We start from the raw sequence: 15,547 nt of genomic DNA, 5'->3' as shown, positions 1-15,547 counted from the left end.
CATGGATCTGGCCGCGTTGCTGCATGAACTCGGCCGACGGCAGGTCATGCTTTCTGTCGAAGAAGGACGCTTGCGCAGCAATGCGCCGCGCGGCGCGATCACGCCGGAGTTGGCGGACGCCATCCGTTCGCACAAGGACGCGTTGATCGCCGTTCTCGAGCGTGGCCGCGGCAATGGTGCCTTAGCTGCGATCCAACCGGCAGCGAAGGCGTCGTGCTACCCGCTGTCATTCGCGCAGCGTCGGTTGTGGTTCGTTGATCTCCTTGGTGGCGGCAGCCCGCAATACAACTTGCCCGGTGCGCTGCGCCTGCGCGGCCGACTTGACGTGGCCGCATTGCAGCGTGCGCTGGAAGCGCTGCTGGAACGACATGCGATCCTGCGTACCGTCTATGCCGACCACGACGGAGAGCCGGTACAGCGTGTGTTGCCGGCGACATCGCTGACCATGGTTCGGCACGCACTGGATGGGCTTGAAGAGGGCGCGCGCTCAAGCGCGCTGGACGCACTGCTGCAGGCGCAGGCCAGCGCCGTCTTCGACCTGTCAGGGGACGTGCTGTTGCGGGTCGCACTGGCTCATATGGGTGAGGACGATCATGTTCTGTTTTTCTCTACACACCACATCGCCGGCGACGGCTGGTCGATGGGGCTGCTCGTGCAGGACATGGCCGTGTTGTACTCGGCCTTTGTTGAAGGCCGCGACAACCCCTTGCCGGCGCCGAGCCTGACCTATGCCGATTACGCCTGTTGGCAACAGCAGCGACTGGCCGATGGCAGCCTCGACGCCTCGTTGCGATTTTGGTGCCAAGGCTTGCGCGATGCGCCGGCGCTATTGGAGCTGCCTGGCGATCGGGCACGGCCGGCGCGCCCAAGTCACCGTGGCGCCAGCCTGCCGTTGCGCTTGGCGCCGGAGCATGCGCAGCTGTTGCGCAACTGGGCCTCTGCGCATGGCGCGACACTCTTCATGGCGTTGCTGGCCGCTTGGTCGGTTCTGCTGTCGCGGCTGAGCGGGCAGGGTGAGGTGGTGATCGGCACCCCGGTCGCCAACCGTCAGCGACGCGAGACCGAGACCCTGGTCGGCTTCTTCGTCAACACGCTCGCATTGCGCGTCAACCCGGCGGCGGCTAGCAGCGTTGCCGAACTGATCACTCAGGTGCGCGATGCGACCTTACGCGCTTATGACCACCAGGATGTGCCGTTCGAACAAGTGGTCGAAGAACTGCGGCCGGTGCGCGATCTCGGCCACCATCCGGTATTCCAGACGATGCTGGCGCTGGACAACACGCCCGGCGGCCGCGGTTTGGTGCTGCCTGGCCTGGACGTACAGTCGGTGTCGATGCCCCACCAGAGCGCGCATTGCGATCTGACTGCGACCTTTGTCGAAAATGCGGATGGCAGCGTGGGCGGCGCGATCGAATACGCCACCGACCTGTTCGACGCGGCAACGATCCAGCGTTGGGCCGGCTATCTGCAACGGCTGCTGCAGGCACTGCCCGACGCCGAAGGGCAGCCGGTGGCGGCGTTGCCGATGCTGTCCGAGCGCGAGCGCGAGCAACTGGTTCACGGCTTCAACGCCACCGCCCGTGCGTATCCGGCCCAGTCCACCATCGCCGAGGTGTTTGCCGCCTGGGCAGCCCGTCGCGGCGAGGCGATCGCGCTATGCGATGCTGATCACGCGCTCAGCTATGCCGAGCTGGATGCACGCGCCAATCGTCTGGCCCACGGCTTGCGTGCGCATGGGGTGGATCGCGAGCAGCGCGTTGCGCTGATCGCCACCCGCAGCCTGGATCTGGTGGTCGCGCTCCTGGGCGTGCTCAAGGCCGGGGCGGCTTATGTGCCGCTGGATCCCGAGCAACCGATCGGCCGCCTGGCCGACCTGGTGGCCGACAGCGGTGCGACGGTGGTGCTGTCCGACCGGGCGCTGGAAGGCGCGGGGTTCCAAGCAACCCTGCCGCTGGCGCCATCGGCGTGGGCCCGCTATCCGGATACGGCGCCGGTGGTGGCAGGCCAGGCCAGCGATTTGGCCTATGTGATGTATACCTCTGGTTCGACCGGGACACCGAAAGGGGTGATGGTCGAGCAGGGCGCGGTGCTGCGGCTGGCGGTCAACGGCGGGTTTGCGCCGCTGGGCGATCACGACGTGGTGGCGCACTGCGCCAACCCGGCCTTCGACGCCTCGACCTGGGAGCTGTGGGCACCGTTGTTGAACGGTGCCCGGGTGGCGGTAATCGATCCTGCGACAGTGCTGGATCCGGCGGCACTGTCGGCGGCACTGGCGCGGTTCGGGGTCAGTGCGATGTGGCTGACGGTGGGACTGTTCAACGCCTACGTGGACGCGCTGGAAGTCGCGTTCGGGCAGCTGGACCAGTTGCTGATCGGAGGCGACGCGCTGGACGTGCACACGGTGGGACGACTGCTGTCGCGGTCGCAGCGCCCGCGGCGGCTGATCAACGGCTACGGTCCGACCGAGACGACGACGTTCGCCACCACCCACGAGATCGTCCTGGCAGACCTGGCGGGGCATGCGATTCCGATCGGTCGCCCGATCGGCAACACGACGATCCGGATCGTGGACGGGCAGGGGCGTGCGGTGCCGGTAGGCGTGATCGGGGAGCTGTACATCGGCGGGGCGGGAGTGGCGCGCGGGTATCTGAACCAGCCCGAGCTCAGTGCTGCGAGGTTCGTGGCCGATCCGCTGGGCGGCCCGGGGCGCTACTACCGAAGCGGGGACCTGGGGCGCTGGCGTGCCGATGGGACCATCGTGTTTGCCGGTCGCAACGACGGCCAGGTGAAGCTGCGCGGTTTCCGGATCGAGCTGGGCGAGATCGAAGCGGCGCTGCAGCGGCTGCCGGGCGTGCGCGAGGCGGTGGTAACGATTGGGCAGACCGAACAGGGCGGCCGTCGTCTGGTGGGTTATGTCGTGGGCGGCCAGGGCCGTGTGTCGGACTGGCGGCAGACACTGTCCACACAGTTGCCGGACTACATGGTGCCTTCGGCGTTGGTGTCGCTGGAGGCGCTGCCGCTGACGGCCAACGGCAAGCTAGACCGCCGCGCATTGCCGGAGCCGGACGCCGCGTCGCTGGCGGTGGGCGACTATCAGGCCCCCCGGAACGAAACTGAACGTACCCTGGCTTCGATCTGGCGCGCGATCTTGCAGGTGGAGCGGGTCGGCATCCACGACAACTTCTTCGAGTTGGGTGGGCACTCGCTGCTGGCAGCGCGGCTGGCCTCACGGGTGGCGGCCCAGTTGCAGCGGCAGGTACCGGTCAGCGCGGTGTTCGAGCATCCGACTCCGGCACGGTTGGCCGCCTTCCTGGAAACCGCCGCAGCGGTATCAACGACGGTGCCGGTCCCCATCGATCCGGCGCAGCCGCCGCAACTATCGTTGGCCCAACAGCGGTTGTGGTTTCTCGATCGGCTCGACCGCGCCGCGTCGGCGGCATATCACATGCCTTCGGCATTGCATCTGCAGGGGCGGTTGGAACTACAGGCACTGCAAGCGGCACTGGACCGCATCGTGGCGCGACACGCGGTGTTGCGCATGCGCTTCGCCGAGACCGACGGTTGCGCGACCCCATGGATCGCGCCCATGGACGAAGGCCTGCCACTGCGTAAGGACGACCTGAGCCTGCTAGACCCGGAGGCGCGCATTCAAGCCCTGGCCGCAATTGCACGCGAGGAAGCACTCACTCCGTTCGATCTAGGCGCTGGGTGCCCGATCCGGGCGCGTCTGGTGCACCTTGGCGCACATGAGCATGCGCTGTTTCTGACCCTGCATCACATCGTGTCCGATGGCTGGTCCAACGGCATCCTGACCCAAGAGCTGAGCGCGCTGTATCGTGCCTTCGTCAAGGGCGCGTCCGACCCCCTGCCGCCGCTGCCGCTGCAATACGCCGATTACGCGGCTTGGCAGCGCAGCCGGATCGATGATGTCGCGTTAGAAGCGCAACTGACCTTCTGGCGGGAGCACCTGCACGGAGCGCCGGAGCTGCTAGAACTGCCGACTGATCGCGAACGTCCCCGGCAGCCTTCGCACGCTGGGGCGATGTTGCCCTTCGAACTGGGCGAGGCAGCGAGCACACGTCTGCGCGATTGGGCGCGAACGCATGGCGCGTCCACCTACATGGCGCTGATCGCGGCATGGGCAATTTTGCTCTCGCGGCTGAGCGGGCAGGACGAAGTGGTGATCGGCAGCCCGGTTTCCAACCGGCCGACACCAGAACTCGAGGTGCTGATCGGCTTCTTCGTCAACACCTTGCCGCTGCGGGTGAGGGTCGACACCGACGCCCCGGTGCGGGTGTTGCTAGAGCAGGTCAGAACCGGCGTGCTCTCCGCGCTGGCCAATCAAGACGTCCCGTTCGAACAGATCGTCGATGTGCTCAAACCTTCGCGGCAGCTGGCCTACAGCCCGCTATTCCAGGTCGCGCTGGCGTTCGACAACACACCCAAAGGGGCCACAGGCGAGTTGCCGGGGCTGAGCCTGTCGAGTCTCGAACAGGCCCATGCCAGCACGCGCTTTGATCTGACCTTGTCGTTGTCCGACGACGCGCGTGGTATTCGCGGTGTACTCGAATACGCCACCGACCTGTTCGACGCGGCAACGATCCAGCGTTGGGCCGGCTATCTGCAGCGGCTGCTGCAGGCACTGCCCGATGCCGAAGGGCAGCCGGTGGCGGCGTTGCCGATGCTGTCCGAGCGCGAGCGCGAGCAATTGGTCCACGGCTTCAACGCCACCGCCCGTGCGTATCCGGCCCAGTCCACCATCGCCGAGGTGTTTGCCGCCTGCGCGGCCCGTCGCGGCGAGGCGATCGCGCTATGCGATGCTGATCACGCGCTCAGCTATGCCGAGCTGGATGCACGCGCCAATCGTCTGGCCCACGGCTTGCGTGCGCATGGGGTGGATCGCGAGCAGCGCGTTGCGCTGATCGCCACCCGCAGCCTGGATCTGGTGGTCGCGCTCCTGGGCGTGCTCAAGGCCGGGGCGGCTTATGTGCCGCTGGATCCCGAGCAACCGATCGGCCGCCTGGCTGACCTGGTGGCCGACAGCGGTGCGACGGTGGTGCTGTCCGACCGGGCGCTGGAAGGCGCGGGGTTCCAAGCAACCCTGCCGCTGGCGCCATCGGCGTGGGCCCGCTATCCGGATACGGCGCCGGTGGTGGCAGGCCAGGCCAGCGATTTGGCCTATGTGATGTATACCTCTGGTTCGACCGGGACACCGAAAGGGGTGATGGTCGAGCAGGGCGCGGTGCTGCGGCTGGCGGTCAACGGCGGGTTTGCGCCGCTGGGCGATCACGACGTGGTGGCGCACTGCGCCAACCCGGCCTTCGACGCCTCGACCTGGGAGCTGTGGGCACCGTTGTTGAACGGTGCCCGGGTGGCGGTAATCGATCCTGCGACAGTGCTGGATCCGGCGGCGCTGTCGGCGGCACTGGCGCGGTTCGGGGTCAGTGCGATGTGGCTGACGGTGGGACTGTTCAACGCCTACGTGGACGCGCTGGAAGTCGCGTTCGGGCAGCTGGACCAGTTGCTGATCGGAGGCGACGCGCTGGACGTGCACACGGTGGGACGACTGCTGTCGCGGTCGCAGCGCCCGCGGCGGCTGATCAACGGCTACGGTCCGACCGAGACGACGACGTTCGCCACCACCCACGAGATCGTCCTGGCAGACCTGGCGGGGCATGCGATTCCGATCGGTCGCCCGATCGGCAACACGACGATCCGGATCGTGGACGGGCAGGGGCGTGCGGTGCCGGTAGGCGTGATCGGGGAGCTGTACATCGGCGGGGCGGGAGTGGCGCGCGGGTACCTGAACCAGCCCCAGCTCAGTGCTGCGAGGTTCGTGGCCGATCCGCTGGGCGGCCCGGGGCGCTACTACCGAAGCGGGGACCTGGGGCGCTGGCGTGCGGATGGGACCATCGTGTTTGCCGGTCGCAACGACGGCCAGGTGAAGCTGCGCGGTTTCCGGATCGAGCTGGGCGAGATCGAAGCGGCGCTGCAGCGGCTGCCGGGCGTGCGCGAGGCGGTGGTAACGGTTGGGCAGACCGAACAGGGCGGGCGTCGTCTGGTGGGTTATGTCGTGGGCGGCCAGGGCCGTGTGTCGGACTGGCGGCAGACACTGTCCACACAGTTGCCGGACTACATGGTGCCTTCGGCGTTGGTGTCGCTGGAGGCACTGCCGCTGACGGCCAACGGCAAGCTGGACCGCCGCGCATTGCCGGAGCCGGACGCCGCGTCGCTGGCGGCGGGCGACTATCAGGCCCCCCGGAACGAAACCGAACGTACCCTGGCCTCGATCTGGCGCGCGATCTTGCAGGTGGAGCGGGTCGGCATCCACGACAACTTCTTCGAGTTGGGTGGCGACTCGATCTTGTCGATTCAGGTCGCGGCCCGCGCCAGCCAGAATGGCCTTGCGCTGACCACCCGCGACTTGTTCCAGGCACAAACCATCGCCACCCTGGCAATGCGCGTGCGGGAGGGCGTGACCCAGGCGGTACCGCAGGGCGATAGCGAAGGCTCTCAACGCCTGCTGCCAATCCAGTGTGGATTCTTCGACGACCCGGTCGACCGTCACCATTTCAACCAGTCGATTTGGCTAACTACGCCAGTCGACTTCGATCCGAGCGTGCTGGCGCCGATCATGCGAGCGTTGTACCTCCGCCATGACGCGCTGCGATTACGCTTCACGCTTGTGGACGGCACGCCGCACGCGCGCTATGCACCGCTGGACACGGAACTCCTGGATGCAGCGGTCGTGCTGGAACCAGGACTGGACGGGTTGGACGCACGTTGCGAGCGCTGGCAGCGCAGCTTCGATCTGGAGCGCGGGCCGCTGTTGCGCGCAGTGCATTTCGTGCCGCCGGCTGGCCAGGAGGGGCGCCTGTTGCTCGTCGCGCATCACCTAGTTGTGGACGGTGTGTCCTGGCGCATCCTGTTGGAAGACATCGAACGCGGTCATGCGAGCCTGCGTGCCGGTGAGCCGATCACGTTACCGCTGAAGACGCGGTCGTTCCAGCTGTGGGCCGAGCGGCTGACGCACTGGGCTCAAAGTGATTCCGCCACGGCCGAACTGGACTATTGGCGCGAGCAGGCGCGCGATGCTGGGACGGACGCGAACGCTCCCGCATTAATGCCCGACCATGGCGACCATGGCACTGCGCGCAGCATCAACCACGTACTGGACGAGGACAGCACCCGCGATCTGCTGCAGCACTGCAATGCCGCCTACCGTACCCGCATCAATGACCTCCTGCTGGCCGCAGTCTATCTAGGCGTGCGCGCATGGAGTGGCTGCGACCGAGTGGCCCTGCGGATGGAGGGACACGGCCGCACAGCGCCGGACGGCGAATTCGATCTGACCCAGACCGTCGGCTGGTTTACCTGCGTCTATCCGCTGACCCTGCATGCCGCCACCACCGAACCTTCGGAGGTGATCAAGGCAATCAAGGAACGTTGCCGCGCCGTGCCGGGCGACGGGCTGGGTTTTGGCGTGCTACGCGACCTGCGCGGCGATACGTTGTTGCGGGCGATGGCCGAGCCGGAATTCGAATTCAACTATCTGGGCCAAGTCGACCAGGTTTTGCAGGGCAAGGCCGGTCTGCGCGCCGCCGAAGGCGCAGCCGGTATGCAGGTGGCGCCAACGCGGCGGCGTTCGGCGCGCTGGTCATTGAGTGGGTTGGTTGCCGGCAACCGCCTGCGCCTCTCGCTCGGCCACGATCCGGCGCGCGACGATTCCGCCAGCGCGGCGCGCCTGCTCGACTGCATCGTCGATGGCCTGCGTACGGTCATCACGCATTGTTTGCAGGCCGGCAGCGGAGGGTTCACCCCCTCGGACTTTCCGTTGCTGTCACTGGACCAGGCAGCGGTCGACGCGCTGCAGGCGCGCTATCCGCGCCTCCGCCGCGCCTATCCGGCGACGCCGATGCAGACGGGGCTGCATTACCACGCGGCCCTGGATCGTTCCGCTTACGTCGTGCAAATCCATCCTCTGCTGTGCGGCGCGTTGGACGTGGCCGCCTTCCGCGCTGCCTGGCAGGCAACCGTCGACCGGCATGCGATTTTGCGTACTGGCTTCCACACCGCTGGCGATGGATTGCTACAGGTCGTCTCCGACGACGTCAAACTGCCTTGGCAGGAACTGGATTGGCGCGGTCTCGACGAGAGTGACTGGCGCGCGCGCTTCGACGCATTCCGCGAAGCCGACCGCGCGATCGGATTCGCGCTGGAGGCTCCGCCGCTGATGCGGGTAACGCTCTTGCGGGTAGGCGATGAGCGCTGGCAACTGCTGTGGACGCAGCATCATCTGCTGTTGGACGGATGGAGTCTGCCGATGGTTTACCGCGACGTCATGCACGCCTACGCGGCGTTGCGTGGAGTCGCCTCCGCACCGTTGCCCGAGCCGGCGCCCTACGAGGAATACGTGGCGTGGCTGGGACGCCAGAATCCGGCCCAAGCGCGCGACTACTGGCGCGAGCGTCTGGCCGGCATCGAGGCACCGACGCCGCTGGCGATCGACCGCGGCGAAGACAGCGGCCAGAGCGGCCATCGCGAGCTCACCGTCGAACTGGATGCAGCGGCCAGCCAGGCGCTGCGCGAGCTGGCCCAGCATCGCCGCACCACGGTCAACACCTTGCTGCAATGGAGCTGGGCCTGGCTGCTACATCGTTACAGCGGCGAGCGTGAGGTGGTGTTCGGCGCGACCGTGTCCGGCCGCGACGTCGACGTGGCGGCGATCGGCGAGATGGTCGGGTTATTCATCAACACGCTGCCGGTCAGGGTGGACTTCAACGGCGGCTCGATCGGCGAGTCTCTGGCTGCATTGCATGAACAGTTCCAGCGATCCACCGACCATGGCTATTTGTCGCTGGCGCAGATCCAGCGCGAGTCCGAGATCGCGCCCGGCTCGCCGTTGTTCGACAGCATCATGGCGTTCGACAACTACCCGCTGGATGCGATGGCCGATCCGGCGCTGACTCCGCAGACCGCCGGCCTGCGCATGGAGAGCAGCGGTCATTCCGAACGCACCAGCTACAAGCTCAGCCTCAGCGCGAGTCTGGGACGGGTATTGACGCTGCGCCTTGGCTACCGCGCCGAGCAGATCGCGCCGGCCGCCGCCACCCGCCTGATCGCTCACCTTTGCTCAGTGCTGCGGCGGTTGCCGGACGCGCTGAAAGCCGACACGGTCGATCTGCTGGAAGAGGAGGAGCGAGCGGGTTTGCTCAAGCTTGGGACCGTGGCGCCCCCCGCACCGGTGTTCTACGCAGTGCACGAACGCGTGCTCGACTGGGCGCGGCGTCAACCCGATGCGCTCGCGATCGGAATCGACGGGCACCAGACCCGCTACGCCGAGTTGGCCGCACGGGCGATGGCAATCGCTGCAGAGATCTCTGGTCGCGGGGTTGGCCAGGAGCAGATCGTTGCGATCTGCGCTGGGCGCCACGCCGACACGATCGCGGCGATGCTCGGAGCGTTGATTGCGGGAGCTGCCTATCTGCCAATCGACCCGGCGTATCCGGCCGAACGGATCGCTTTCATGCTTGAGGACGCCGGCGCACGCTTGGTACTCGCCGATGCGTCCGGGCGCGAGGCGCTGGCGGGCCGGCACGCGGTGGTCGCGCTGGAACGCATCGCCGCACGTGCTGCCGATTCGACGCCGGCGGTGGCCACCACCCCTGACAGATTGGCTTACGTGGTCTATACCTCCGGTTCGACCGGCCGGCCCAAGGGAGTGATGCTGGAGCATCGCGGCCTGTCCAACCTCGCCGATGCGCAACAGGCCCTGTATGCCACCACTCCCGACAGCCGCGTCCTGGGCTTTGCTTCGATCGGGTTCGATGCCGCGGCCTGGGAATGGCTGATGGCGCTGGGCGCAGGCGCCAGCCTGCATCTGTGCAGCGAGATGACCCGTCTGTCGGCGCAGGCGTTGACCGAATTGCTGGTCGAGCAGCGCATCACCCACGCGACCCTGCCGCCGGTGATGCTGGCCCAGCTCAACCCGCAGGCAGATTACGCGTTGCGGGTGCTGATCGTCGCCGGCGAGGCCTGCGACGAACATCTGGCCTGGACCTGGGCGGTGCGGATGCCGCTGTTCAACGCCTACGGCCCGTCAGAGAACACCGTCGCAGCGACCTGCGCGCGCGTCGTCGCCGGCAAACCGGTGCGACTTGGTGCGCCACTGCCGGGTGTGCATCTTCGCGTGTGCGCCGAGGACGGGGCCCTGCAGCCGCGCGGCGTACCGGGCGAGCTGTGGCTGGGGGGCGTCGCGTTGGCGCGCGGCTATCTCGGCCGCACCTCACTAACGGCCGAGCGCTTCGTCGAGAGCGAGGGAGTACGCTATTACCGCACCGGCGACCGGGTCTGCTGGAGCGAGTCCGGTGAGCTGCGTTTCCTTGGCCGCGTTGATGAGCAGGTCAAGATCCGCGGCTACCGGGTCGAACCGGGCGAGGTCGAAGCCGCGGTCGCCGCCGAACCGGATGTCGCCGAGGCAGTGGTAATTGCCCGCGACGACGATGGCCATGGACAACGCCTGGTCGCCTATGTGATCGCCGCAAACGGCGGCGAGGACCTGGCGCGCACGCTACGCCAGCGCCTGGCCCATCGCCTGCCCAATCACATGCTGCCGTCGGCGGTGGTGATGCTGGAGCGTCTGCCGGTCACCGCCAATGGCAAGGTCGACAGGCGTCGCCTGCCGGCACCCGCGCCGACCGCATCAGCGACGCACTTCGTGGCTGCACGCAATCCTCTCGAACAGGCGCTGGCCGACATCTGGGCGCAGGTACTTCGGGTCGAGCAGGTCGGCATTGACGACGACTTCTTCGAACGCGGCGGCGATTCGATCCTGGCGATCCAAGTGGTTGCGCGTGCCAACCAGGACGGTATCGCGATCACCACCGGCCAGCTGTTCGAGGCGCGCACGATCGCCGCGCTGGCCGCCGTGGCCGGTACCGCGGCCCGTGCCGATGCGCCGCAGGATGCGGTGCAGGGCCTGCAAGTGCTATTGCCGATCCAGCGAGATTTCCTGGCCGGCGAAGACCAGCAGATCCACCACTTCAACCAGGCGCTTCTGCTGGTTGCGCCGGCAACGTTCGACGCCGACGCGCTGCACGTGCTGGTTACCGCCGTCTACAAGCGCCATGACGCGCTGCGGCTGTGCTTCTATCGCGACGACGACGGCACCTGGCAGGGCCGCTACCGGCCCTGGGACGCGGCAATGCTGGAGCAGGCTGCGCAGGTGGAGCCGTTGGGCGAGGATCTGGTCCTGCAATGCGACCGCTGGCAACGTGGCTTCGATCTGGCGCAGGGGCCGTTGTTCCGGGCAGTCTGGTTCCAGGCCGATGCAGGCGAGGGTCGTCTGCTGCTGGTCGCGCACCATTTGGTCGTCGACGCGGTGTCTTGGCGCATCCTGCTCTCCGACCTGGAACAGGCGTGGTCGCTGCATCGCGACGGCCGAACGGTGACGCTGGCGTCGAAAACCTCCTCCTTCGCACAATGGGGCGCAGCATTACAGGAATGGCGTGAGACACAACCGGGCCGCCTCGACGCTGCCTGGTGGGATGCCCATCTCGACGGAACCGGAGCCGCACCTCGCGAAGACCATGGCCGATTGGGCGACAGCCGCGTGCTGACCGATACGCTCGACGATGCGGAAACCGCCGCGCTGCTGCAGTCCTGCAATGCGGCTTACCACACGCGTGTCGACGAACTGCTGCTAGCAGCTGTCTGCATGGCGTTGCCGCATCCTGGGCGGGCCGGCGCGCTCGACGTGCTGATCGAAGGCCACGGGCGCGAGAATTTGTTCCCGACCCTTGATACCACCGGCACGGTCGGCTGGTTTACCAGTGTGTACCCACTCCCGCTGCGCTGGCACGGCGGCACGACGGGCGAGGTCATCAAAGGGGTCAAGGAGAGCTGTCGCGCCGTCCCGCACCGTGGAATCGGGCACGGCCTGCGTGGTCGCGACGACGGCGGAGCATGCCTGCTCGCATTCAACTATCTGGGTCAGTTTGATCAGGTGATCACCCCCGGTAGTGCATTCCAGATCGCACCGGAACCAGCCGGCGTGCAGGGCAGTGCATCGCGTCAACGTTCGGCACGCTACGCGATCAACGCGATGGTGTTCGGCAACTGCCTGCAACTTTCGCTGGACTTCGATGGACGTCGCGACGACGAGCAGAAAGTACGCGTGGTGCTAGACGCGGCGATGGCTGCATTGCGGCGGATCATCGCCCATTGCCAGGAGCCAGGTGTTGGCGCTTTCACGCCCTCGGACTTTCCACTTGCGCACCTCGACGCATCGACGCTGGATGCCGTGCTGCACGACTATCCGAATCTGGTCCGCCTGTACGCCGCGACGCCGATGCAACGCGGTCTGTGGTTCCACTCCCAGGTGGACGCCTCGGCCTACGTGGTGCAGGTGCATCCGCGGCTGTGCGGTCCGCTGGAGGTCGATGCCTTCAAGGCCGCTTGGCAAGACGTGGTGGACCGCTATGACATTTTGCGGACTGCGTTCGCCGGCGCGGGCGAGGCGCTGCAGCAAGTGGTGTTGAAGCAGGCCCCACTGCAATGGCGGCAAGAGGACTGGAGGGGAATGGATGCGACTACGCAACAGCAGTGCATCGACCATTTGCTGGCCAGCGATCGCGCGCGAGGTTTCGACTTCGCCCATGCACCGTTGATGCGCGTGACCCTGGTGAGCCTGGGCGAAGACCGCCATCTGCTAGTGTGGAGCCTCCACCACGTATTGCTCGACGGATGGAGCATGCCGCTGGTGTACCGCGATGTGATGGCCTGTTATCGCGCACGCATCGCTGGCGAGCGCCCAAGCCTGCCGGTCGCGGTGCCTTACGAGCGCTATATCGCGTGGCTGGAGAGCCGTGACCGCGACGTCGCGCGCGACTTCTGGCGCGGCTATCTGGGCGGCATTTCGGCGCCGACGCCGCTAAGCATCGATCGCCGCGGCCTGACATCCGAGGCTGGTGTTGCTGGCTACCGCGAACGCCTGATGGAACTGGACGAGACCGCAACCGCAGCGCTCAGCGCGCTGGCGCGCGAACTGCGCACAACGCCCAATACGCTCGTGCAGTGGGCCTGGGCCTATCTGCTTCACCGCTATAGCGGGGAGAACAGCGTGGTATTCGGCGCGACGGTCGCGGGCCGGCCAGCCGAAGTAGCGGGCATCGAGTCCATGGTCGGATTGTTTATCAACACCATTCCTGTACGAGTCGATTTCGTCGATGGCCAAGCGCTCGAACAGGCACTGGCGACGCTGCACGACGGCTTCACTCGCGCCAGCGGGCATGGCTACCTGCCATTGGCAGAGATCCAGGGTATGTCGGAGGTGCAGGGCATACCGATGTTTCAAAGCCTGCTGGCCTTTGAGAACTATCCATTGGATGCGGTCGAGGAAGCGAACCGCAGCGATAGGGATGCGTCAACGCCGCAACTGACGATCGAACGCGCCGATAGCAGCGAGCAGACCAGTTATCCACTGGTGCTCAGCGCACTGCTCGACCGTCGGTTGACGATCCGTTTCGGTTATCGCAGCGAGACCTTCGACAGCCGGCTGATTGAGCGGACGATTGGCCACATGCAACGGGTGCTGGAACAACTGCCGGCCGCCATGCGCGACGGCTGCCGCATCGACCTGCTCGACGCTGTCGAGCGTGCCGAGCTTGAGGCGTGGCAGCAACCGGCTGAGCGCTTCGAGGTCGTCGACACCCTGTCGGCGCTGTTCGAGGCGCAGGTACGACGCACGCCGCAGGCTGAAGCACTACGCTTCCAGGGACACAGCCTGAGCTACGACGCGTTGAACCGCGCGGCGAACCGGGTCGCGCACCGGCTGCTGACCCTGGGAGTGAAGCCGGACGACAGGGTTGCGGTTCGGGCGGCCCGCGGCCTGCCGATGCTAATCGGCCTGTTGGGCGTCCTGAAAAGCGGTGCCGCCTACGTGCCGATCGACCCGGCCTACCCAGCAGCGCGTCAGGCCTACATGCTCGAAGACAGCGCACCGGTCGCGCTGCTGGTTGATGAGCCAGCCGAAAACACCGGCAACGGAGCAGATGCGGACGTCGGCGTGTCCTGTCCACTGCTGACGATCATGGCAGGTGCGCCAGCGGACGAACACGATCCGCGCGTACCGGGCCTGGATCCCACGCATTTGGCGTACATCATCTACACCTCCGGTTCGACGGGTCGACCGAAGGGGGTGATGGTCGAACATCGCCACGTGGTTCGGCTGTTCTCCGCCTGCGCGCGCCACTTCGACTTTGGAACGCGCGATGTCTGGACGCTCTTCCATTCCTTCGCGTTCGATTTCTCGGTGTGGGAGATCTGGGGGGCCTTGTTGCACGGTGGCCGCCTGGTGATCGTGCCAGCGCCGGTGGCGCAGTCACCGAAAGAATTCCTGCGCCTGCTGGCGGATGAGGGCGTGACCGTGCTCAACCAGACTCCGAGCGCGTTCCGTGCATTGACCGCCGCCCAGGACCAGAGCCACAACCACCAACTGCGGATGGTGATCTTTGGCGGCGAGGCGCTGGAGCTGCATGCGCTGCTGCAGTGGATCGAGCGCAACGCTCTGCATCGCACACGCTTGATCAACATGTATGGCATCACCGAAACCACCGTGCACGTGACTTACCGGGAGATCAGCGAGACAGAGGTACGCGGCGGCAGTGGAAGTCCCATCGGCCTGCCACTGGCGGATCTGTCGCTGCGCCTGCTCGACAATCGGGGTGAGCCGGTGCCGCTTGGGATGACCGGGGAGATCTATGTCGGCGGCGGCGGTGTCGCACGTGGCTACCTGAATCGCGCAGCGCTGACCGCCGAACGTTTCCTGACGCTACCTGACAACGATCGGCTGTACCGTACTGGCGACCTCGGCCGACGATTGTCGGATGGCTCGATCGAGTATCTCGGTCGCAACGATCAGCAGGTCAAGATCCGTGGCTTCCGCATCGAGCTGGGCGAAATCGAAGCGGCGCTGGCTGCCGCCCCGGACGTCGACGAGGCGGTGGTGGCGGTGCGCGAGGATCGCGGCGATCGTCGTCTTGTCGCCTACGTGGTCTCCGCGCCGGGCGTGACGTTGGAGATCGCAGACTTGCGGGAGCGGCTCGCCGCCACGTTGGCTGCTTACATGATACCGGCTGCCTTTGTCGTGCTTGACGCCTTGCCATTGACGATCAACGGCAAGCTCGACCGCGCCGCATTGCCAGCACCGGACGGCGCGGCCACGGCGGCGCGCGCGTTCGAGCCGGCACGCACTGACAGCGAGCGCGTGCTGTCCAGGATTTGGCAGCAGACGCTGGCGGTGGAGAGGATCGGGCGATACGATCATTTCTTCGAGATCGGCGGTCACTCGCTGCTGGCGGTGAAGGTTCTGGCTGAGATCAAGCAGCACTTCGGCATTGAGCTATCGATCCGAGACGTGTTCGAGAAGACCACGATCACGGCACTGGCGACGTATCTTGACGAACGGTTGGGCGAGACGGCGTTGCGTGACGCTTTGGTGATGGACAACACCGACAGTAGCGATCAGGGATTTATCGAGCTATGAGTT

General features: G+C 66.5%; 1 protein-coding gene. It reads left to right on the top strand.

Annotation, left to right across the window (positions count from 1 at the left end):
* The first annotated feature begins 1 nt into the window (after position 1).
* On the top strand, positions 2–15,544 hold the full coding sequence (locus DGN21_RS10410) for a non-ribosomal peptide synthetase (RefSeq protein WP_215824915.1): 15,543 nt from the start codon (positions 2–4) through the stop codon (positions 15,542–15,544).
* The last annotated feature ends 3 nt before the right edge of the window (positions 15,545–15,547 follow it).

It is taken from the genome of Xanthomonas sp. MLO165, from assembly GCF_018831305.1.
GTDB classification, from domain to species: Bacteria; Pseudomonadota; Gammaproteobacteria; order Xanthomonadales; family Xanthomonadaceae; genus Xanthomonas; species Xanthomonas arboricola.
Note: the sequence above shows the minus strand (reverse complement) of the source record. Positions and strands in the feature narration are given on the sequence as shown.

Excerpts from the sequence above, each read along its gene's own strand:
- DGN21_RS10410 (WP_215824915.1), top strand. The coding sequence starts at position 2 with ATGGATCTGGCCGCGTTGCTGCATGAACTCGGCCGACGGCAGGTCATG.